This is a genomic window from Novosphingobium sp. NPDC080210 (assembly GCF_050281025.1).
Taxonomy (GTDB): domain Bacteria; phylum Pseudomonadota; class Alphaproteobacteria; order Sphingomonadales; family Sphingomonadaceae; genus Novosphingobium.
Genome location: NZ_JBNNWL010000002.1, coordinates 408,011 through 428,611 on the forward strand (window position 1 = coordinate 408,011; position 20,601 = coordinate 428,611).

General features: G+C 65.4%; 17 protein-coding genes. 9 read left to right on the forward strand and 8 right to left on the reverse strand.

Translation table 11 applies throughout. The features are described from left to right. Positions 1–430 precede the first annotated feature (430 nt). The 5 genes from ACQKOE_RS08115 to crcB are packed head-to-tail and all read right to left on the reverse strand — an operon-like array spanning position 431 to position 3,582. Positions 431–1,126 (reverse strand): ATP12 family chaperone protein, encoded by a 696-nt coding sequence (locus ACQKOE_RS08115; RefSeq protein ID WP_427512487.1) that lies wholly within the window; start codon positions 1,124–1,126, stop codon positions 431–433. Next, on the reverse strand, positions 1,123–1,338 hold the full coding sequence (locus tag ACQKOE_RS08120) for a hypothetical protein (protein WP_374588548.1): 216 nt from the start codon (positions 1,336–1,338) through the stop codon (positions 1,123–1,125). The genes ACQKOE_RS08115 and ACQKOE_RS08120 overlap by 4 nt, the downstream gene beginning before the upstream one ends. Then, positions 1,335–1,988 (reverse strand): HAD-IA family hydrolase, encoded by a 654-nt coding sequence (locus tag ACQKOE_RS08125; protein ID WP_427512336.1) that lies wholly within the window; start codon positions 1,986–1,988, stop codon positions 1,335–1,337. The genes ACQKOE_RS08120 and ACQKOE_RS08125 overlap by 4 nt, the downstream gene beginning before the upstream one ends. A gap of 8 nt (positions 1,989–1,996) precedes the next feature. Next, the gene (locus ACQKOE_RS08130; protein ID WP_427512337.1) at positions 1,997–3,175 is read right to left on the reverse strand and encodes an RluA family pseudouridine synthase; all 1,179 of its coding nucleotides are present in this window, start codon (positions 3,173–3,175) and stop codon (positions 1,997–1,999) included. Continuing rightward, on the reverse strand, positions 3,172–3,582 hold the full coding sequence (crcB, locus tag ACQKOE_RS08135) for a fluoride efflux transporter CrcB (RefSeq protein WP_427512338.1): 411 nt from the start codon (positions 3,580–3,582) through the stop codon (positions 3,172–3,174). Before crcB ends, ACQKOE_RS08130 begins: the two co-directional genes overlap by 4 nt. A gap of 292 nt (positions 3,583–3,874) precedes the next feature. Between crcB and ACQKOE_RS08140 the strand changes: the two genes are divergently transcribed. Then, on the forward strand, positions 3,875–7,330 hold the full coding sequence (locus ACQKOE_RS08140) for an autotransporter domain-containing protein (protein ID WP_427512339.1): 3,456 nt from the start codon (positions 3,875–3,877) through the stop codon (positions 7,328–7,330). 58 nt (positions 7,331–7,388) lie between these two features. Here ACQKOE_RS08140 and ACQKOE_RS08145 read toward each other — a convergent pair whose 3' ends face one another. Beyond that, positions 7,389–8,870 carry a sodium:solute symporter family transporter gene (locus ACQKOE_RS08145; RefSeq protein ID WP_427512340.1) on the reverse strand — a complete coding sequence of 494 codons (1,482 nt, stop codon included), beginning with the start codon at positions 8,868–8,870 and terminating at the stop codon, positions 7,389–7,391. A gap of 241 nt (positions 8,871–9,111) precedes the next feature. On the opposite strand from ACQKOE_RS08145, the gene rpsU reads away from it, so the two are divergent. The 7 genes from rpsU (at position 9,112) to ACQKOE_RS08180 (ending at position 15,117) form a co-directional block, all read left to right on the forward strand. After that, the gene (gene rpsU, locus ACQKOE_RS08150; RefSeq protein ID WP_147088947.1) at positions 9,112–9,318 is read left to right on the forward strand and encodes a 30S ribosomal protein S21; all 207 of its coding nucleotides are present in this window, start codon (positions 9,112–9,114) and stop codon (positions 9,316–9,318) included. Positions 9,319–9,429: 111 nt separating this feature from the next. Further along, entirely contained in the window at positions 9,430–9,963 is a 534-nt protein-coding gene (locus ACQKOE_RS08155; RefSeq protein ID WP_427512341.1) for an FKBP-type peptidyl-prolyl cis-trans isomerase, read from the forward strand. A gap of 71 nt (positions 9,964–10,034) precedes the next feature. Then, the gene (gene gatC / locus ACQKOE_RS08160; RefSeq protein WP_427512342.1) at positions 10,035–10,337 is read left to right on the forward strand and encodes an Asp-tRNA(Asn)/Glu-tRNA(Gln) amidotransferase subunit GatC; all 303 of its coding nucleotides are present in this window, start codon (positions 10,035–10,037) and stop codon (positions 10,335–10,337) included. 126 nt (positions 10,338–10,463) lie between these two features. Further along, positions 10,464–11,951, forward strand: a complete 1,488-nt coding sequence (gene gatA / locus ACQKOE_RS08165) for an Asp-tRNA(Asn)/Glu-tRNA(Gln) amidotransferase subunit GatA (RefSeq protein WP_427512343.1) — start codon at positions 10,464–10,466, stop codon at positions 11,949–11,951. 1 nt (position 11,952) lies between these two features. Next, positions 11,953–13,446, forward strand: coding sequence for an Asp-tRNA(Asn)/Glu-tRNA(Gln) amidotransferase subunit GatB (gene gatB / locus ACQKOE_RS08170; protein ID WP_427512344.1), 1,494 nt, complete (start codon positions 11,953–11,955; stop codon positions 13,444–13,446). 184 nt (positions 13,447–13,630) lie between these two features. Next, on the forward strand, positions 13,631–14,188 hold the full coding sequence (locus tag ACQKOE_RS08175; protein ID WP_427512345.1) for a hypothetical protein: 558 nt from the start codon (positions 13,631–13,633) through the stop codon (positions 14,186–14,188). Then, on the forward strand, positions 14,185–15,117 hold the full coding sequence (locus ACQKOE_RS08180; RefSeq protein ID WP_427512346.1) for a hypothetical protein: 933 nt from the start codon (positions 14,185–14,187) through the stop codon (positions 15,115–15,117). The genes ACQKOE_RS08175 and ACQKOE_RS08180 overlap by 4 nt, the downstream gene beginning before the upstream one ends. Before the next feature lie 75 nt (positions 15,118–15,192). Here ACQKOE_RS08180 and ACQKOE_RS08185 read toward each other — a convergent pair whose 3' ends face one another. Further along, on the reverse strand, positions 15,193–15,492 hold the full coding sequence (locus ACQKOE_RS08185; protein ID WP_374588576.1) for a hypothetical protein: 300 nt from the start codon (positions 15,490–15,492) through the stop codon (positions 15,193–15,195). A 39-nt stretch (positions 15,493–15,531) separates the two neighbouring features. Beyond that, positions 15,532–18,423: a M16 family metallopeptidase gene (locus ACQKOE_RS08190; RefSeq protein WP_427512347.1), complete on the reverse strand. Its 2,892-nt coding sequence runs from the start codon at positions 18,421–18,423 to the stop codon at positions 15,532–15,534. Between the two features lie 217 nt (positions 18,424–18,640). Between ACQKOE_RS08190 and ACQKOE_RS08195 the strand changes: the two genes are divergently transcribed. After that, a complete protein-coding gene (locus ACQKOE_RS08195) occupies positions 18,641–20,278 on the forward strand; it encodes a M28 family metallopeptidase (RefSeq protein ID WP_427512348.1) in 1,638 nt (545 codons plus the stop codon). Positions 20,279–20,601 lie beyond the last annotated feature (323 nt).

Consider the following 20,601-nt stretch of genomic DNA (forward strand, 5'->3'; position numbering starts at 1 on the left):
CCGTCACCCCGGCGCAGGCCGGGGCCCAGTGGGCTTACCCCGATGAACGCTGCGCAAACTGGACCCCGGCCTGCGCCGGGGTGACGACTAAGAGGGGCCGGGAGGCTATCCCCGCTCAGGCTGAGCCTGTCGAAGCCGGGGTGTGCCACCGCTCCGTTCGTCCTGAGGAGCCTCGAAGCCGCAGGCTGAGGGGCTGTCTCGAAGGACTACGTAAAGCGCTGTGGTTCGAGACGGGCCCTCAATCTCCGATTTCGGCCCCTCCTCACCACGAACGGGCTGGAGATGGGGGGAAGGCGGTTGTGGAGCCGACCCATCTCTAAACTTGTGACTGGGCAATCCAGATACCAAGGGCCTTCGACAAGCTCAGGCGGAGCGAGAACAAGGACTTACTCTAAAACCCCGCTCAGGCTGAGCTTGTCGAAGCCGGTTCTTATCCCCGCGCCATCCGGGCAAACCGTGCCGCCGCGTCGAAGGCCGCCAGCCTGCGTTCGCGCCGGGCCTGGGCTTCGAAGTCCTCGCCCCATTGCTCGACCTGCCAGTCGGCCTCCAGTTCGGCGGCGTTCCACAGGGCTGCGATGTCGGCATCCGGTTCGATGGCAGCTAGCGCTACGACCAGAGAGGCCGAGAGGCTGGCCAGGGTGTTGAGCGCCGCCAGAGTGAAGTCGCTGTGCGCGGACAGGATCGTTTCCAGCCGCTTCAGGGTTTCGGGCGGCTGCGGGCGGTGAATGATCCCGGAGATCCGCTCAAAATGAATGTCCCACCGCTGCTCGGCGGCGGTCAGTAGCGGCTCCCACACCGCTTGCTGGCGGGCATGGATCGGTTCGTCCGGCTCACCGCGATAGCACAGCGTATCGGTTTCGGCATAGCGCAGCAGGGTGGCGATCACGTCCGCGCGCTCGCCGCCGACCACGTCCAGCGCATAGTCGGCCAGGTCGCGCAGCAGGAAGCTGGCCGGGTCGATGTCCTCGCCCTGGGCCGCCCACTCCGCGCCCAGTGCCTCTGCCAGCGCGGCGCTGGGCACCACTTGCGGCTTGCCGCCCTGGGTCTTTACGCCGCGCCCGTCCAGCGCCACTTGCCAACCTGCCTCCGCCTGGGTGGCGGCGGCTTGTTTGTAGAACCGTTTCACTGCTGCCCTGACTTCCATTTGCGCGAAAGGCTGCGCGGAATAACCAGAAATCCGGCCAAGCCAAGCAGAACCAGACCGATCCCCAGCACCTGCGGCACCACGATCTTGCCGCCCACGGCCAGCAGGCCCACGGTCAGGCAGGCCGCGCCGCCCAGGCGGACCAGGGAGAGCGCGGCAAAGCGGCGGCGGGCGAGGGCTTCTTCTTCGCTCATGACAGCAGCTCCATCAGGTGGGCGGGATCGCGGGCGACTGCCTCGGCCCCGGCTTCGCGCAGTTCCTGCGCGGTGTGATAGCCCCAGTCGACGCCGATGGCGCGCACCCCGGCATTGACCGCCATGGCCATGTCGTACTGCGTGTCGCCGATCATCACGGTTGCGGCGTGGTCCGCGCCGCTTTCGGCAAGCGCGGCATCGACCATCGACGGGTGCGGCTTGGACGGGTGGTTGTCGGCGGTCTGAAGCGTGCAGAAATGCGCGGCGAGGCCATGCACCGCCAGGCAGTGATCCAGCCCGCGCCGGCTCTTTCCGGTGGCTACGCCCAGCAGCCAGCCGCCTTGCGAAAGGGTGGCGACCAGTTCGGCCATGCCGTCATAGAGCGGCTCTACCAGCTGGCCGCTCTCTCGCGCGGCGCGAAAGGCATCGCGGTAGGATCGGTCCAGCTCCTGGCGCACATCCTCGGGCAGTTCGGGGGCCAGCAGGCGGATCGCTTGCGGCAGGCTGAGGCCGACCGCGCGGCGGATCAGGTGGCGCTGCGGCAGGGGCAGTCCCGCCCCGGCAAAGGCCGCTTCCATCGCGCCCACCACTCCGGCCTGCCCGTCGACCAGCGTGCCATCGCAATCGAACAGGGCGAGGCGCAGGGTCATGGCAGAGCCTACTTCTTCACCGGCTTGGGAGAGCCCTTGCCCTTGGTCGGGCCGCGCTTTGTCGGCGGCTTGCGCGTGGACGCGGCGCCCGTGGCGCGGCTGCGGCGTTCGCCCCGGCGCTCCTTGCGGATCTGCTTGGCATGGGCCTTGGCAAAGGCTTTCTTGGTTTCCTTGTCCGGCGCGGGCTTGGCCAGGACCACTTCCAGCGCATCGCCGTCCGCTTCGTCGAAGCCCAGCTGTTCCAGGCTGGCCGCGAAATGTTCGGGCAGTTCGGCGCGGACGTCGATCAGGTCGCCGTCGGGATGGTCGATGATCAGGCGGCGGGCGTGCAAGTGCATCTTGCGGCTGATGCTGCCGGAAAGGAAGGCATCCGGGCCGCCGTACTTGCCGTCGCCGACGATGGGGTGGCCGATTGCCGCCATGTGGACGCGCAGCTGGTGGGTCCGCCCGGTCAGGGGTTGCAGCTCGACCCAGCTGGCGCGGTTGCCGGCGCGGTCGATCACGCGGTAGCGGCTGCGGGCCGGCTGGCCTTCGCCGCTCTTGTCGACCATCATCTTCTCGCCGCCGGTGCCGGGCTGCTTGGCCAGCGGCAGGTCGATCATGCCGTCGGCTATGTCGGGCACGCCGACGACCAGCGCCCAATAGATCTTGCGCGCGGAGCGGCCGGAAAAGCGCTTGGAAAAGAACGCCGCGCTGCCCGGGGTGCGGGCGATCAGCAGGACGCCGGAGGTATCCTTGTCCAGCCGGTGGACCAGGCGCGGGCGCGGGCCTTCATCGGCATAGGCATCGAGCAGGCCATCGACGTGCTGGAACGTGCCGCTGCCGCCTTGCGTGGCAAGACCCGGCGGCTTGTTGAGCACGATGGCGGCGCGGTCCTTGCTGATGACCATCGATTCCGCCAGGGCGATCTGTTCCTCGGTCAAGGGCTTGCGGGTGCGGGCCGCCTTGTCCGGGCTGTCGCCACCGGGAGGGACGCGGATGACCTGTCCGGCCGCGATCCGGTCAGCCGGATCGGCGCGCTTGCCATCGACGCGGATCTGCCCGGTGCGCGCCCAGCGGCTGACCGTGGCAAAGCCGACCTGCGGCAAGTGACGCTTGAACCAGCGGTCCAGCCGCACGCCATCGTCGTCGCTGCCCACCGTGAACTGGCGGACCGTATCCGCCGCAGTCTCTTCCCGCGCCGTCATGCGAAGCCCTTTGCAATCGAAAGTCCTGCGACCAGTCCGGCAATGCTGCCGACGACCGAGATCGCGCCGTAAAGAATCGCCGTGCCAATCGCGCCGCGCTGGGCCAGGCTGACCACGTCCAGGCTGAAGGCGGAAAAGGTGGTAAAGCCGCCCAGCACGCCCACGCCCAGCAGCAACCGCCAGCTTTCCGATCCTTGTCCGCTGCCCGCCAGCCAGCCGGTCAGCAGGCCCATGGCCAGGCTCCCGAACAGGTTCACCGTCAGGGTCGCCCAGGGGAATGCGGCAGCGGAGGCGGCGCCGATGCTGCGCGCCCAGGCAAGGCCGACCACGTAGCGCAGCCACGCGCCCAGCGCGCCGCCCAGGGCAACCAGCACCGAATGCTGAACGAAACCGGAGAAAGAGGACATTCCGCCTCTTAGGGGTTGAAGGGCCGGTCAGACAAGGGGCGAGGCGGCCGGACCGGGCAATTGGCCGTCGGGGCGGCGACAGCAGCGATCCCGGCCCGCGCCGCTGATCCGCAATAATAATGTGCGGAAATGCATAAGCACCATTACTTATTTGGAAAAGCCAATCTAGGTTAGCGGTCGAGAGGGTAGGCCGCAGAAGAAAAACGCAATTTCTTTCCGATTTCCGTGATCCCAAGGGGGCTTTTCATTGTCCGTTGAAACCGCTTTTTCCCGCCGTGTTTGCCGTGCCGCTGTGCGCGGTGCCAGTCTTGCAGCCCTGATTGCTGCCTGTGCCGCCGCGCCTGCCTTCGCGGAATCGTCTGCCGCCCCCGATGCCGGGGAATTGCTGGGAGAGGTCGGCCTGACCATGACGCTCCAGCGCCAGGCACAGGACAGCTATTGGAGCGCCAGCGCCGCCGCGATGGATCAGCGCATCCGGGTGACCGCGCCCCAGCCGAACATCCTGATCGCCGACCCCGGCACGCCGACCACGGCGCGGGATCCGGTCAACGTCAATGGCGTCGGGCAGATGATTGTCGATCTGGGTGGGGGCAGCGTCAGCACTTGCACCGGATCGCTGATCAATCCGCGCACCGTGCTGTTTGCCGCGCACTGCGTGAACCGGCGCGCGGTGGAAGACTATGGCGCGAACACCAGCGGACAGGCGATTGCCTGGGGTTTTGAAACCAACACCCGCGCCAATGCGCCGGGCGAGGTCAACGAACTGGCGGTCTGGCTGAATGGCGACGCCAACGGTGCGGGCAAGTACCAGACCAACGTGGCCCAGGCGTTCTACAACTCCAACTACGTCAGCTATAATCCGCTGTCGCAAGAGCCGAATTCCAACTTCTTCCTCTATGCTGACGTGGCGACATCGTCGCTCGACACGCCGGCGGCCAACGTGCCGACCTGGGCCCTGCTGTTCTCGCAGCTTCCCGCCGTGCCGATCACCGCCGATGGCACCGGCTATCACGTGACCATTACCGGCTATGGCCGCAACGGCACGGGCACGACTGGCAGCCAGCCGGTCGATTTCCGCCGCCGTGTGGCAGAGAACACGCTGGGCGCGCTGGCCAGCCTGGATGAGTTCGAGAACTTCATTTACGGCGGCAATTACTCGAACAACCCGCAGAACCTCTACTGGATCGACTTTGACGATCCCCTGCGCGGAACAGCCCAGGCGTCGGTCTATGATTTCAACGCCTGGCGCGACAATGCCTTGCCCAACGAGGGCATGGTTTCCGGCGGCGATTCGGGCGGACCGCTGATCCTGGACCGGACCTTTGCCAAGTCGGTGGTCATCGGCGTCCTCTCGGGCGGCTACCCGCAATTCTACTTTGGTCAGCCCGCATTCGGGTACGGCACGGCGGCGTTCTACCAGCCGCTCTACCTGTACTGGGACTGGGTCGCGGCCAACAACTTCTACCACTATGTCGGAGCCAAGGCCGGAAACGGCGACTGGAACGATCCCGATCACTGGGTGACGAACCTTGATCCGGCCTACCAGGTCATCGTCAATGGCCAGCTCGTCAATGGCATTCCCACGGTGCCGGGTGCGGGCAATACCGAGCAGCCCGGTTTTGGCCAGGTCTGCGATCAGAGCGCGGGCACGTCGACCTGCATCGACATTGCCAGCGGCGCGCTGATCCGCGAGGACAAGCCAATCGGTACGGCCGACCTGCGCCAGATGCAGCTGGTTGGCGAAAGCGCCACCAATTTCGCGGCGGGAGCAACGGGGGCAGGGCAAGGCGCGCAGGCCCTTGCCGCCTTGCCCGCTGCGACGCTGGAAAACGGCCTGCCGGGGGCGAGCGGCTTTGTCCCCACCAATTACGATGGTGACCGGATCGCCCGCGTAAAGCCGCGCTATTTCGATGTCACGCTGGGTGCGGCCGGAACCACGACGCTGGGCAGCAGCGTGGTGATCGACCGCTTCAGCGTAACCAATGGCGGCGCCATGCTGGACATTCAGAAAGGCGGCTCGCTGACCAGCCTGATCAGCGTGACCCAGGGCACCGGCACGGTGCAGGTCAACGGCGCGCTGACCACGCCGGGCGACTATTACATGCTGACCGGCGGGCTGAACGGGACGGGCGTCATCACCGCGCCGTTCTTTACCAGCACGGCGGGCACGATCTCGCCAGGCGCGACCGGGAACGCCGGGACCATCGGCACGCTCAGCTTTGTCGGCAACACGATCTTTGCCTCGGGCACGACCTACATGGTCGACCTGGGCAGCAACGGGCAGTCTGACTGGATTCGGGTGATGGCGGGAGCTGCCGGCGGCGGCGTTGCCAATCTGGGCGGCAAGCTGGCCATTTCCTTCACGCCGGGAACGCGCCCGCTGGACGGCAGCAGCTATCGCATCCTGTCAGCCGACTATGGCACGACGGGAGCCTTCGCCGCGCCGACGATCAGCGCCGTCATCATTCCGCGTCTGACCTATTTTGCCGGAGCGGTGGACCTGACGATCAGCATTGGCGACTATGCCGATGTGATCGATCCTTCCTCGGCCGTGCAGGTTTCCTATGCGGAACTGATGGATGCCAACCGGGCGGGTTCCTATGATGCGCTGGCCGGGCTTTACGGGCCGCTGGACATGGAAGGCGTGGCGGGCGTCCGCTCCTTCTTCGAATCCGCCGCCCCGCGCAGCGAGACGCTGCGCACCGCAACCAGCGTGGCAGCGGTGGAAACGATGGAGCGGTTCCTGCGCCAGCGGGTCCAGGCGATCCAGCCGGGCGAGGGGAGCGGCCAGCTGACCGTCAATGGCAATCCCCTGCCGATGGCCAGCACCGACAGCCACACGCGGGCCGCTGCTCCGCTTGAAGGGGCGCTGGGCTTTGTCGATGAAGGCGCGCAGCCGCTCAGCCAGCTGGCCGACGATGCCAGCGGCTATCTGGCCGCCGGTTATCTGGACGGCAGTTCGCTGCCCATGCCCGGTGCAGGCGCTGGCGCGCGGGACAATTTCGACGGCTGGTTTGCGGCCTTCGGGCTGGAAAAGGCCGTGTCGGACCGCGCCACTGTGGGCTTTGCGCTCAGCTATGCCGATGTCGATGGCAGGACTTCGCTGGCGGGTCAGCAGGCCGGGGCGCGGCTGGTCCAGGGTTCCCTTTACGGAGCCATGGCGACCGACAAGGACCTGCGCATGGACCTGCGGATCAGCGCCGGTCTGCTCTCCACCGACAGCAAGCGCAGCGTGACCCTGGCGACCATTCCCTACAACCTGACCATGGACGACGATTCGCTGGCCTTTTCGGCAGAAGGCGGGATCGGGTTCGAACTGGCCAAGGGCGGCCAGGTCTCTCTCGTTCCGCGCGCCTCGCTGCGCTACGAATCGATCGGGTTCGATCAGGCGGCGGAACTGGGCGGGCCGATGGCGCTGGTCGTCCACCGCGAAGCCTATGAGGCGCTGGAAGGCCGTCTGGGTCTGAACCTGTCCGGCCGGATGGGCAAGGTGCGGCCCTATCTGTCGGCCAGCTACGTCCACGATTTCCTCGACCAGCCGGTGACTTTCGGGGCAGGCTTCGTCGGCGGCAGGGCGGTGGCGCCCTTCGCCCTGGCCGGGAGCGATGACGACTGGGCCGAAATCAGCGGCGGACTGTCCTTTGAACTGGGCAGCCGGGCGGCTCTTGCCGTCGAAGCCGATACGACCGTTCTGCGCCGCGATCTGCGCAGCCAGAGCTATCGCGGCAAGCTGACGCTGGGGTTCTGACCGGAGCGGCTACTGTGATTGCAAGGGGCGGGGCGCAGCGATGCGTTTCGCCCTTTTCCTATGCCCGGCGCGGCGCTCCGCAAAGGCAGACGGCGGCGGAGACCAGGCTGCCCAGCACCAGCTGCCAGGGGAAGGCGACCTGCTTCAGCGCGGCGGGCAGGCCAGCCATGTCGACAACGTATGGCTGGAACGCCAGCACGGTCAGGAATCCGGCGACGAATGCGGCGATGACGCTGGCGGAATTGCCCCGGCGCGAGAACAGGGCAACGCCGTAGACGCCGATCAGCCCCGAATAGGCAAAGGCCATGACGCCCAGGACAAAGTCCAGCAGCGCGCTATCGGCATAGCGCTGCCAGAAGTAGGACAGGATCGCCATGCCGAACAGCGCCGCGCCCAGCACCACGCTTGCGATCCGGCCCATCCGCACGAAATGCGCTTCGCTCTTCTCGCCAGCGAAGGGGCGGTAAAGGTCGTTGACCAGCACGGCTGACATCGAAATCAGCCCGGAATTGATCGCCGCCGCCGCAATCACGCCCACAGTGACCAGCCCGCGCAGGCCCGGAGGAATCTCGGTGAGGATATAGTGCATGAACACGGTCACCTTCTCCCCCCGGAACGACCCGGCGGCGCTGCCCTGGTAATGGAGGTAGAGCAGCGAGCCGATCACCAGGAACAGCAGGATCACCGGCAGGCTCATCCAGACCGAGGCATAGAGCGAGCGGGCACCCTTGCGCGCATCCTCGCAGGCCAGCAGGCGCTGGGTGATGTCCTGGTCCAGCCCGGAACTGGCCAGATTGAGCAGCATCACGCCGGTCAGCACCGCGAGCAGGCCCCAGGGCGCGGACGGGTCTAGCGTCGGGTTGACCAGGTTCAGCTTTGGTCCCAGCGCTTCCACGGCCTGGGCCAGGGTCATGTCCAGCCCGCTCCACAGGTGCCAGGCCACCAGCAGGGCCGCGCCGACATAGAGCACCACCTGGACCAGGTCGCTCCAGATCACCGATTGCAGCCCGCCCATGAAAGTGAAGACCAGGCCAAAGACCAGCAGGCCAAAGGCGGCCATGGCGATATGCTGCGGGGTGACGTCCAGGAACAGGATCATCGAAACCGCGATGGCCGCCAGGTAAAGCCGCGCGCCGCTGGCGAAGATCCGGCCGACCAGATACATCGCCGCCGCCGCGCGCCGGGCGGCAGGGTCGAACCGCGCTTCCAGCAGTTCATAGACCGTGGTCACCCGCAGCGCGTAAAAGCGCGGGATCAGCACGTTTGCGACCACCCAGGCGGCAATCAGCGCGGCCAGGACTCCGCCCAAGTAGGTATAGTCGCCGCGAAACGAATTGTCCGGCACGCCCAGGAATGTCGCTGCCGATTGCACGGTGGACAGGACCGACACGGCGACCAGCCAGGTCGGCGCATGGTGTCCGGCCAGGAAGTAATCCTCGCTTTTCATGCCGCGCCGCGTGGTCAGCCAGCCCGCCACGGCCAGCAGCAGGACATAGCCGCCCAGGACCATCCAATCGATACTGGTGAAACTGGTGTGCAAGCGCGCTCCCCTCTGCTTGGCGGCACTCACCACACATCGCGGCGAAGCGCAAATGGCCGCTTTCATGCCATTGCAGGCTTGCCAAGTGCCGATTCAGGTGGTAGCCGCCCGCCGGTTCGAGCCGATCTCAAGGGATTCGGCGCGTTTAGTATTTTCGTTTTTCGTCTTTTCGATTCAAGGGTGCTCCCCCGCACCGGACACAGCGGGGTTCTGACCTTTTGTATGTGAGGTGGTTCGGTTTATGCAAATTCTCGTCCGCGACAACAATGTCGAGCAGGCCCTGCGCGCGCTCAAGAAGAAGCTGCAGCGTGAGGGTGTGTATCGCGAGATGAAGCTGCGCCGTCACTTTGAAAAGCCCTCGGAAAAGCGCGCCCGCGAAAAGGCCGCTGCCGTGCGCCGCGCCCGCAAGATGGAGCGCAAGCGGATGGAGCGTGACGGCGTCAAGTAAAACGCCGTTGCAAGCTTGAACCGCAGCTTGCGATAAGCCATGAGGGCGCGGAGTGCTTCCGCGCCCTTTTGCATATCTACCAGACTCGTACTGATCAGACAGGGAAACCCGATGACCGAAATCACCCGCGTACCGCTCCAGCCGATCGCCAAGGGCGCGCTGACCAAGCTCTGGCTGGGTGTCGCCGCCGCCGCTCTGGCCGCAGGCGCCCTGGTCTGGACCAGCCTGCCCGCCGCCGTTTCGGTCGAAACTGTCCAGGCCGGTGCGGGCGCCGCGCCGACCGAGCAGGACGTTGTCACCATCAATTACAAGGGCACCCTGCCTGACGGCAAGGTGTTCGACGAGGCGCAGGGCGCCAAGCTGCCGCTGCAGGGCATCATCCCCGGCTTTGTCGAAGCGCTGAAGAAGATGCAGCCCGGCGGCAAGTACAAGGTCGTGATCCCGTCGGAAAAGGCCTATGGCAAGGAAGGCGCTCCGGGCATTGCCCCGAATACCGACCTGCACTTTGAAATCGACCTGCTGAAGGTGCAAAGCCGCGCTTCGGCCGAGCAGGAAATGCAGGCCGAGCAGATGAAGGCGATGGAAGCCGCCGCTGCCGCCGAAAAGGGCGGCAAGAAGCCGGCCGCTCCCGCCGAAGGCAAGTAACGCGCAATGGTCTGGCGCTGCTGTGCCGCATCCTGCGGTCTCGGCGCACCATAACTGAGTGAGTCGAAACAATGTCGGTTGATACTGCCACGGTGGCCAAGATCGCCGCGCTGGCCCGCATCAAGGTCAGCGAAGGCGAACTGGAAGCGATGGTTCCCGAACTGAACGGGATTCTCGCCTGGGTTGAACAGCTGGGCGAAGTGGACGTGACGGGCATCGAACCGATGACCGCCGTGATCGAAAACACGCTGCGCCTGCGCGATGACGTGATCGACGCCGATCCGCTGACCGGCGGCGGCGTGCGCGATTCGGTGCTGGCCAATGCGCCCGCTGCCGAACACGGCTTTTTCGGCGTGCCGAAGGTGATCGAATAATGGGGCTTCGGTTGCGCAGCATCCTTCGACAGGCTCAGGATGAGCGGATGTTTTTTTTGACCCGGATCACAAGCCCCGCTCAGGCTGAGCTTGTCGAAGCCGCCATCAGCACAAGGATTGGCAGCAATGACTGACCTGACCGAACTGGGCGTTGCCGCGATCCGCGACGGCGTGGCCAAGGGCGATTTTACCGCAGTCGAAGTGGCAGAAGCGTTCAACGCCAATGTCGCCGCCGCGCAGGATGCGCTCAACGCCTTCATCGTCACCACGCCGGACATGGCGATCGAAGCGGCCAAGGCTACCGACGCGCGCCGCGCTGCCGGTCAGCCGCTGGGCAAGATGGGCGGCGTGCCGATCGGCATGAAGGACCTGTTCGCCACCCGCGGCGTGCAGACCACGGCGGCCAGCCATATGCTGGAAGGCTTCAAGCCCGAATACGAAAGCACCGTTTCGCAAAAGCTGTGGGACGCGGGCGCGGGCATGCTGGGCAAGCTCAACCTGGACCAGTTCGCCATGGGCTCGTCGAACGAGACGAGCTATTTCGGCAATGTCATCTCGCCCTGGCGGCGCAATGACGGCGGGAACGCGGCCATGGCACCGGGCGGCAGCTCGGGCGGCAGCTCCGCCGCAGTCTCGGCGCGCCTTGCCCCCGCAGCGACCGGCACCGATACCGGCGGCTCGATCCGCCAGCCTGCGGCCTTCACCGGCATTTCGGGGATCAAGCCGACCTATGGCCGGTGCAGCCGCTGGGGCATCGTTGCCTTCGCCAGCTCGCTCGACCAGGCCGGCCCGATGGCCCGCGACGTGCGCGACTGCGCGATCATGCTGGAAGCCATGGCCGGGTTCGATCCCAAGGACTCGACCAGCCTGAACCTGCCTGTGCCGGAATGGGAAGCGAACCTTTCGGGCGATCTCAAGGGCAAGAAGGTCGGAATCCCTCGCGAATACCGCATGGACGGGATGGACGCCGACGTCGCCGCAAGCTGGGACCAGGGCATTGCCTGGCTCAAGGACGCGGGCGCGGAAGTGGTCGACGTGTCGCTGCCGCATACCAAGTATGCGCTGCCCGCTTACTACATCATCGCTCCTGCCGAAGCCTCGTCCAACCTCGCGCGTTATGACGGGGTGCGCTATGGCCTGCGCGACCTGCCCGATGGGGCCGGCCTGCAAGACATGTACGCCGCCACCCGCGCCGCCGGGTTCGGGGCAGAGGTCAAGCGCCGCATCCTGATCGGCACCTATGTGCTTTCGGCGGGCTTCTATGACGCCTATTACACCCAGGCGCAGAAGGTCCGCACCCTGATCAGCCGCGACTTCAAGAACGCGTTCACCCAGTGCGACGTGATCCTGGCGCCGACCGCGCCGACCGCCGCATTCGGGTTGGGCGAAAAGACCGCCGATCCGCTGTCGATGTACCTGAACGACGTCTTCGCCGTTCCGGCCAGCCTCGCGGGCCTGCCGGCCATGTCGGTCCCGGCGGGCCTGAACCGCGAAGGACTGCCGCTGGGCTTGCAGATCGTGGGCAAGCCCTTTGACGAGCAGGGCGTTCTTAATGCCGGCCTCGCCATCGAGAGCCGTGCGCAGTTCTCGGCCAAGCCGAACAAATGGTGGTAAGATGAGCAGCTATCGCATCAACGGCGCAACGGGTGAGTGGGAGGTCGTCATCGGCCTGGAAGTTCACGCCCAGGTGACGTCCAATTCCAAGCTGTTTTCCGGCGCGGCAACCGCATTCGGGGCAGAGCCGAACAGCCAGGTTTCGCTGGTTGACGCGGCCATGCCGGGAATGCTCCCGGTGCCGAACCGCGAGTGCATTCGTCAGGCCGTGCGCACCGGCATGGCGATCAATGCCCAGATCAACAAGTGGTCGCGGTTTGACCGCAAGAACTACTTCTACGCCGACTTGCCGCAGGGCTATCAGATCAGCCAGCTGTTCCACCCCATCGTGGGCGAGGGCGAGATCGAGGTGATCCTTGATCCCAAGGACCCCGAAGGCAGCACCAAGACCATCGGGATCGAGCGTATCCACGTGGAGCAGGACGCGGGCAAGCTGATGCACGATCAGCACCCGACCATGTCCTATGTCGACCTCAACCGTTCGGGCGTGGCGCTGATGGAAATCGTCAGCCGCCCGGACATGCGCTCGCCTGCAGAGGCCGGGGCTTACCTGACCAAGCTGCGCCAGATCCTGCGCTATGTCGGCTCGTGCGACGGCAACATGGACCAGGGCTCGATGCGCGCCGACGTCAACGTGTCGGTGCGCCGTCCGGGCGAACCGTTCGGCACCCGGACCGAGACGAAGAACGTCAACTCGGTCCGCTTCGTCATGGCCGCGATCGAACACGAGGCCAGCCGTCAGGTCGACGTGCTGGAAAGCGGCGGCCAGATCGTCCAGGAAACCCGCCTGTTCGATCCGGACAGCGGCACGACCCGGTCGATGCGCAGCAAGGAAGACGCGCACGACTATCGCTATTTCCCGGACCCGGACCTGCTGCCGCTGGAACTGGACGACGCCTTCCTGGAAGAATGCCGCGCCAGCCTGCCGGAACTGCCCGATGCCAAGCGCCACCGCTATGAAACGGGGCTGGGCCTGTCGGCCTACAACGCCAATGCGCTGACGGCGGACGTCGAAACCGCGCGCGAATTCGAAGCCCTGCTTTCCTCGGTCGCCGCTGCCAGCGGCAAGGACGAGGCAGCCGTGGCCAAGCGCGTCGCCAACTGGCTCCTGTCCGAACAGCCGGGCGTGCTGAACGCCAACAACGTCGCCTCGAACGATCCCAAGAACTCGATCGAAGCGAACACGGCCATCGTCGTTGCCACCGAAAGCGGCCTGATCTCCGGCTCCAAGGCCAAGGAAATCTTCGAACTCCACCTGACCAAGGACATCGACCTGGCGGCAGAGATCGAAGCGAACAAGCAGACCAGCGACACGGGCGCCATCGAAGCCGCCGTCGACGCCGTCCTTGCCGCCAATGCCGACAAGGTTGCCGAATACAAGGGCGGCAAGGAAGCCCTGTTCGGCTTCTTCGTCGGCCAGACGATGAAGGCCATGCAGGGCAAGGGCAATCCGCAGCTGGTGAACCAGGTGCTGAAGGGCAAGCTAAGCGCCTGAAGCCTTAATATGCCGCCGCTACCCTGCTGCATTACGATGCTTTCGTGCATGGGAGGGGGGAATCAGGTCGTTTGCACTGTCACAGGCATTCGCGGTTGCGGCTGGGTGCGCCTTGCGCCCCGGCCCTAAAATAGGGGGGAGAAGACGAATGCGCATTATTGGATGGATCACTGCATTGGCGGTGATGTCTGGACCTACACTCGCGACAGCGCAGGAGGCTGGGGCACCTCAGTTGCTGCCATACGAATTGCCTGATCCGGCCACCCTGGAACGCCCGAAGCTCGATTTTACGCCGACCCCGCAGGATGAGGCGGACTTTGACAAGTTCTTCTATTTCCACCGCGAAGGGACCAGCTTCCCGGAAGCCTATGCCGATGTCCGCGAGTGTGACGCACTTGCCAGTGGATCGAGCATCTATCTGGGCGGCAACAGCGGAGCCTTGGCCGGAGCGACCGCGCAATACGGCGTTCTTGCCGCGGGGATCGGCTCGGCCGTCGGCAGCTTGCTGGCGGATGCGATTTTCGGCTCGGCCGCGCGCCGTCAGCAACGCCGGATCAACCTGCGTAACTGCATGGGGTTCAAAGGCTATCAGCGCTACGGACTTTCCGGCGATTTGTGGAAGAAGTTCAACTTCGAGGAAGGGCTCGGCCGCAAGAAAGAGGGCGAGCGCGACGATGCGCTAGAGATACAGGCACTGGTGGCTTCCGGGCCTAAGCCGACTGCAAAGGAGCTGGGGCTGTGAGGACTTCGACCAAATTCATTGCCGCAATCGTGGCTGCCCTTGCCATGCCTGCACTGGCCTCTCCCGAGGCGATCGAGGAAAAGAAGCTCGCCACGGGCAAGCAGAAGCTTGATCTGGCATCGGGCTATATCTTCATCCAGTCCAATTTCCGAACCTTTGGGACTTTCCTGCGGGTGCCCGATGAATCGACTCAGGCGGAATACCAGAAGGACTTGGACGAGGCCTTTGCCAAGGCTCAGAAAAAGTATCCGGGACAGTTCAAGAACTGGGAAACCGAAGTCTCGATCGCCAAGCAGACCGGCAAGGCGCCGCCTGCACGGCCGGTCGAGCCTTCGAAAGAGAACATCACGATCGATGCGATTGAGCTGCGCGACATGGCTTCGTTCGGGCCGATGTTCATCTACAACAAGGACGAGGCGGCACCGCGCTTCAACTATCTGACGGCGGTAAAGCCCGGCACCTACATCTATTATGGTCCGGTACTAATGCAGCCGGGCGTGGTCGCGGGTGGACAGTGCATGTGCATGGGGACCGTCCGCTTCGAAGTGAAGCCGGGCGTGATCACCGACCTTGGCAACTTCCTGGTTGCCGCGCCGGACTCCGTCAAGGGCTGGGACGTCGTCAGCGTCGAAGCCTGGAAGCGCGCCGAGGAGAAGGCCGCCAAGAAAGGCGAACCGGTTGAAGCACCTGTTCAGCAGCGCCCCAAACTGGCCTTCGGCGGTGTGCCAGAGACTCTCAAGGACCTGCCAGTTGTGCAGGCGGAATTTCATGCCCACGGCAAGCTCAACAACTATTATGCGTTGATGTTCACCCGTATGCCTCCGATCCCCGGAATCCTGGCCTATCGTCGCGATACGGTGATCGACTTGCGGACCGGGCAGGACGTGCCGAACCCGGTGATCAAGACGCAAGTCAAGATCAAGAAGTAAGCAGGGCAGCCAAACAAAAAGGGCGCCGGAGTATCCCTCCGGCGCCCTTTCTCTATTCGCATGTCCGCGCGGGGGTCAGGCCTTGCGGGTGCCGCTCAGCGGGAAGCTGCCGAAGGCTCCGGCCTTGACGCTGCCGGTGATGGTGTCGCCGTCGACGGTCGCTTCGCCTTCCAGGGTCATCGGCATGGGGACGGTCATCTTCATCGTCCAGGTCAGCTTGTTGCCGTCGACCTTGCCGTTTTCCATTTCCATCGAACCCATCTGGCCCGCATTGGTGCCGGTGAAGGTGTCACCGTTGACGACGATGGTCACGTCGCTCTTCTGGTCGCCCATCGGGGTCTTGGTAACGCATTCGTAAGTGCCTGCAACAGACATGTTAAACTCCTCTCACTTACAGGGGGGTAAGTAACGCAACTACTCTCCGGTTGTCTGGCCGGAGTCAACAGGGGACATAAGCTCCACCGGCAGGCCCAGTCCTTTCAGCTGCGGCTCTACCGACTTGCGGTCACCGACCACGACGATCACCAGGCCATCCGGCTGGAGATGGGCGCGGGCCGCGTCGTCGATCGCCTTGCGGTCAATCGCGCGATAGCGGGTCGGCAGGGTGGCCTGGTAGTCGTCCGGGCGTCCCAGCAACTGGTTGCTGACCAACGCGCCCAGCACCTGTCCGTTTGTTTCATAGCGGTTGGGCAGGCCGCGGATGTTGCCATCGGTGGCGCGGGCGAATTCGGTGGCATCGACGCCGCGCTTGTTGGGGAAGCCGGCCATCTGCGCGCGGATCGCGGCTATGGCGGCGCCGGTCTTGTCGCTTTGCACCGGGGCGCTGACGACCAGGCTGCGCGGCCCCTTGGGGCTGCGCACGGCAGAGCGCACGCCATAGGACCAGCCCTTGTCCTCGCGCAGATCAAGATTGAGGCGCGAGAGGAAGTTGTTGCCGAGTACTTCGTTGGCGAGGTCCAGCGCCTCCATCCCTTGCTGGCGGCCAGTGAAGGGCAGGACGCGGCCCGCGACGATCACCGACTGCGGCGAACCGGGTCGGTCGATCAGCACGATCCGGGGCTGCGGCGCGGGAACGGCGGCATCGAGCGACTTGATCGCGCGCAGGCTGAGCGGCGCTGTCCAGGTGCCGAGCGATGCTTCGAGCAGCGGCTTCAGCTGCTCCATGGTCACGTCGCCGACCACGGTGATCGTCACATTGTCGGGACGCAGCCACTTGGCCTGAGCCACGCGCAGCGCGGCGGGGCTGAGCGCGGAAACGGACTTCCCATCGCCCAGGCCATCGGCCGGTTGGCCATAGGGATGGGCCGGGCCGAACAGGATCGGGCTGAGCGTGCGGCTGGCCAGGGCCGAGGGGCTGGCATTGGCCTGGGCAATCGCAGCCAGCTGCTGATCGCGGGCGCGCTTCACGTCGGTTTCGCGGAAGGCCGGGCGGCGGACAATGTCGGCCAGCAGGTCCAGCGAGGGGGCAAGGTTGGGCGCCAGCGCGGCCAGCATGACGGTGGAGCTGTCGATCCCGGTGCCGGTGCTGATCTGCGCGCCCAGCCGCTCCTGATCCTCGGCAATCTGGGTCGCGTCGCGGGTTTCGGTGCCCTCTTCCAGCACGTCGAACAGCAGGCGCTGGGTGCCGGGGCTGTCGAGCGCATCGGCGGCATAACCGGCGTCAAAGGACAGGTTCACCAGCACGGTCGGGGTGCCGCTGCGCCGCGCCAGGACGACCGGAATTCCGTTCGACAGGACGGCGCGTTCCGCCTTGGGGAAGTCCAGGTTGCCGACCGCATCGACGGGGGGAAATTCCCGCTTGGGTCCGGCCTTCAGCTTGGGGGCGGGTTTCCTGGCGTCAGGCTTTGGCGGCGGCGACGTGGCTTCATCGCCCCATCCCCCCATGGTCTCGCCCTTTTCGGTCCGCTCGCCCGGCGTGACCGCCAAGGCAAAGACCGGGCGGCTCATCCAGCGCTGCATGGCGGACTGGACCTCGGCCGGAGTCAGCGCGGCGATGCGGTTCAGGTCTTTCTTGAACTGCGCGGGATCGCCCGCGTAAAGCTCGCCCTCGGCCAGTTGCGCGCCCTTGCCGGAAAAGCCGCCGACCTGTTCCAGCGCGAAGATCTGCCCCGATACGGCAGTGGTAGCGGCGCGGCGCAGTTCGTCCTCGCTGGGGCCTTGCTGCATCAGCCGCGCGATTTCCGCATCGAGCGCGGCTTCGGCGGTGGCGCGCTCAACCCCCGGCTTCACGTCCATCTGCACTTGCAGAAAGCTGGTCTGCTCAAATTGCAGGACATTGGCAGAGACGGACACGGCCAGCGCCTTGGCCCGGACCAGTTCGTTGTCGAGCCGCGACGAGGCCAGCCCGCCAAGGACCTTCATGCCTAGGTCGAGCGAGAGCGAGTCCGGATCGGCCATGCCGGGACCGCTCCACACGCGGTAGATCCGGGTCAGCGGAACCTGATCCGTCATCTCGCGCTTGACCGGGGCAGGCAGAGTGACCGGGCCTGCTTCCACCTTGGTCACGGCGGGACCGCGCGGAATATCGCCGAACCACTTTTCGACCAGCGGGCGCGCGGTCGCCGCGTCAATGTCCCCCGACAGGGCCAGCACCACGTTGTTCGGCGCATAGTTGCCCGTGAACCAGCTGCGCACGTCCGACAGGCTGGCCGCGTCGAGATCGGCCATCGAGCCGATGGTGGCATGGCGGTACGGGTGGCCGACCGGGAACAGGCCGTCGCCAATCGCATATTCGACCAGGCCATAGGGTTCGTTGTCGCCCTGGCGCTTTTCGTTCTTCACCACGCTGCGCTGCTTATCCAGCTTATCCTGCGTGACCGCACCGAGCAGGTGGCCCATGCGGTCGCTTTCCATGAACAGCGCTAGGCCCACCGCCCCGGTCGGCACGGTTTCGACATAGTTGGTGCGGTCGTACCAGGTCGATCCGTTGGTGGGGGTGGAGCCTGCCCCTTCCAGCGGAACGTCGAAATTGGGCACGTTCTCAGACCCGCCGAACATCAGGTGTTCGAACAGGTGGGCAAAGCCGGTGCGGCCCTTTGGCTCGTGCTTCGATCCAACGCGGTAATAGGTGGTGACGCCGACGATGGGGCTTTTCCGGTCGGTGTGGACCAGCACGGTCAGGCCATTGGCGAGGACGAATTTCTCGTATGGAATGTCCACCCGGCTGACCAGTTCGCTAAGCGGCGCGGGCTGCGGGGCCGAGCTGGCCTGCGGTGCCGGCGGCGCGGAAGCGAGCGGCGCGCCGGGATTTGCCGCGCAGGCGGACAGGGCAATGGCAAGCAGCGAAGCGGCAAGAGTGCGGCGCATGAACGTGATGGTCCCCAATCTGAATGTGAGACAAGGTCTAGCCGATGGGCGGCAGACGAAAAGCCCCCCGTTCGACCAACGGCATGGCGGGCAGATGAACGGCGCTGTCGCCATCCGCTTTCGTCGGCGCAGGTTGACGCTTGGTCCGGGGGACATTGTCACTTCTCTCCCGGGCAGCTAGCGCTTGCACGCAAAGCAATCCTTCGGGGAGAATACCATGCGTTTCGCTGCGCCAGCCCTGGCCTTGTCTATCCTGCTGGCGCCGGTCGCCGTCGTTGCGCAGGACCAGACCCTGTTCGATCCCGCCGCCGTGCGCGCGCATGTGACTTTCCTGGCGGACGATACGCTGGACGGGCGCGGATCGGGGACCAAGGGTTACACCATCGCCGCCAATTACGTGGCGAGCCAGTTCATGGGCATGGGCGCGACTCCGATGGGCGATCCGGCACAAGGCAGCTTTTTCCAGCAGGTTCCGCTGCGCGAGGCGAGCCTGGATGGCCAGCCGGTGTTGACCGTGACCGGCCACGGCAAGTCGATCCGCTTTGACAGCACCAGGCAATTGCTGAGCGGCTCCAATGCCGCAGAGGCCAAGCAGGTGGTCCAGGCGCCGCTGGTCTTCGCCGGGTTCGGCATGGACCGGCCAGACCTGGGCCTGCGCGACTATGACGGGCTGGACGTGAAGGGCAAGATCGTGGTCCTGCTCAGCGGCTATCCCAAGGGGCTGAATTCGGAACTGGGCGCGCATCTGAGTGCGGACAAGGCGCGCATGGCGATGCAGCGCGGGGCCGTCGGCATCCTGACGATCCCGACCAAGGCGGATACGGCGCGCCGTCCGTGGGAACGCCGGGTGCAGATGTCGGGCGATCCGCGCTCCAACTGGCTTCAGGCCGATGGCACGCCGTTCCTGCGCGCGCCGGGTATCCGCGCCGATGCCACGCTCAATCCCGATTTCGCGGCGCAGCTGTTCGGTGCGGGCAAGCAGAGCCTTGCCTCGGTCCTGGCCGAAGCGGACAGGGCTGGCGGCAAGCCCAAAGGCTTCGCGCTTGGCATGACCGCGCAGCTGGAGCGGAACAGCACTTTCCGCCCCTATACCAGCCCCAATGTCGTCGCGATGATCCCCGGATCGGACCCCTCGGTCGCCGACGAATATGTCCTGATGACCGCGCACCTCGATCACATCGGCGATCACGGCAAGGGCGAGGACAAGATCAACAACGGCGCGATGGACAATGCCGCCGGGATCGCGACCATGCTGGAAGTGGCCAAGGCTCTGGCCAAGGACGGCAAGCGCCCGCGCCGCCCGATCCTGTTCGCCGCCGTGACGAACGAGGAAGGCGGCCTGCTCGGCTCTGAATACCTCGCCCGCAATCCGGTGACGGGCAAGGGCAAGGTGGTTGCCGTGGTCAATTTCGACATGCCGATCCTGACCTATCGCTTCACCGACGTCGTGGCCTTCGGCGCGGAGAATTCCACGCTTGGCCCGGTCGTCGCTAAGGCGGCCAGCCAGGCCGGCATCCAGCTTTCGCCCGATCCCCTGCCCGAAGAGGGTCTGTTCACCCGCAGCGACCACTATCGCTTCGTCCAGCAGGGCATCCCTTCGGTCTTCCTGATGACCGGCCATGCCGGACCCGGCAAGCAGGCCTTCAACGACTTCCTGGAAAAGCACTATCACCAGCCCAGCGACGATCTGAAGCTGCCGTTTGACTGGGTGGCTGGGGCGAAGTTCGCCGAAGTAAACTATAGCATCGTCCGCGCCATCGCCAACGAAGCCGAACTGCCGCGGTGGTACGCGGACAGCTTCTTCGGCAAGGAATTTGCGCCCAATGCGGTGAAGGCGGTGCGCCCCAAGCCGTAAGAAGTTTCGCGCAAAGGCGCAAAGGGCGCCAAGGGTTTGCGGCGCAGCCACTTTATCCTGCCCGGCTGCGGCCATGCATAAGACCGGATAGTCACCCGCCTCCGGCGAACAGACGCAGCCCCTTTGCGTCCTTTGCGCCTTTGCGTGAAACCCTGCGAGGCCTCCCCCTTGCGCAAGGCCCGCTGGCCCCCGGCCTGCGCCGGGGTGACGGTGAGGGAATGGGCTGAGCGGTTGCCGCAGCACCTCTGCGTCCTCTGCGTTCTCTGCGCGAACCTTTTGGCACGCGGCGGCACCACACCCCGCTCAGGCTGAGCCTGTCGAAG

What these genes read in the sequence shown, in the direction of transcription:
- ACQKOE_RS08120 (WP_374588548.1), bottom strand. Translation starts at nt 1,338, where the DNA reads ATGAGCGAAGAAGAAGCCCTCGCCCGCCGCCGCTTTGCCGCGCTCTCC.
- ACQKOE_RS08125 (WP_427512336.1), bottom strand. Translation starts at nt 1,988, where the DNA reads ATGACCCTGCGCCTCGCCCTGTTCGATTGCGATGGCACGCTGGTCGAC.
- ACQKOE_RS08130 (WP_427512337.1), bottom strand. Translation starts at nt 3,175, where the DNA reads ATGACGGCGCGGGAAGAGACTGCGGCGGATACGGTCCGCCAGTTCACG.
- crcB (WP_427512338.1), bottom strand. Translation starts at nt 3,582, where the DNA reads ATGTCCTCTTTCTCCGGTTTCGTTCAGCATTCGGTGCTGGTTGCCCTG.
- rpsU (WP_147088947.1), top strand. Translation starts at nt 9,112, where the DNA reads ATGCAAATTCTCGTCCGCGACAACAATGTCGAGCAGGCCCTGCGCGCG.
- ACQKOE_RS08155 (WP_427512341.1), top strand. Translation starts at nt 9,430, where the DNA reads ATGACCGAAATCACCCGCGTACCGCTCCAGCCGATCGCCAAGGGCGCG.
- gatC (WP_427512342.1), top strand. Translation starts at nt 10,035, where the DNA reads ATGTCGGTTGATACTGCCACGGTGGCCAAGATCGCCGCGCTGGCCCGC.
- gatA (WP_427512343.1), top strand. Translation starts at nt 10,464, where the DNA reads ATGACTGACCTGACCGAACTGGGCGTTGCCGCGATCCGCGACGGCGTG.
- gatB (WP_427512344.1), top strand. Translation starts at nt 11,953, where the DNA reads ATGAGCAGCTATCGCATCAACGGCGCAACGGGTGAGTGGGAGGTCGTC.
- ACQKOE_RS08175 (WP_427512345.1), top strand. Translation starts at nt 13,631, where the DNA reads ATGTCTGGACCTACACTCGCGACAGCGCAGGAGGCTGGGGCACCTCAG.
- ACQKOE_RS08185 (WP_374588576.1), bottom strand. Translation starts at nt 15,492, where the DNA reads ATGTCTGTTGCAGGCACTTACGAATGCGTTACCAAGACCCCGATGGGC.
- ACQKOE_RS08190 (WP_427512347.1), bottom strand. Translation starts at nt 18,423, where the DNA reads ATGCGCCGCACTCTTGCCGCTTCGCTGCTTGCCATTGCCCTGTCCGCC.
- ACQKOE_RS08195 (WP_427512348.1), top strand. Translation starts at nt 18,641, where the DNA reads ATGCGTTTCGCTGCGCCAGCCCTGGCCTTGTCTATCCTGCTGGCGCCG.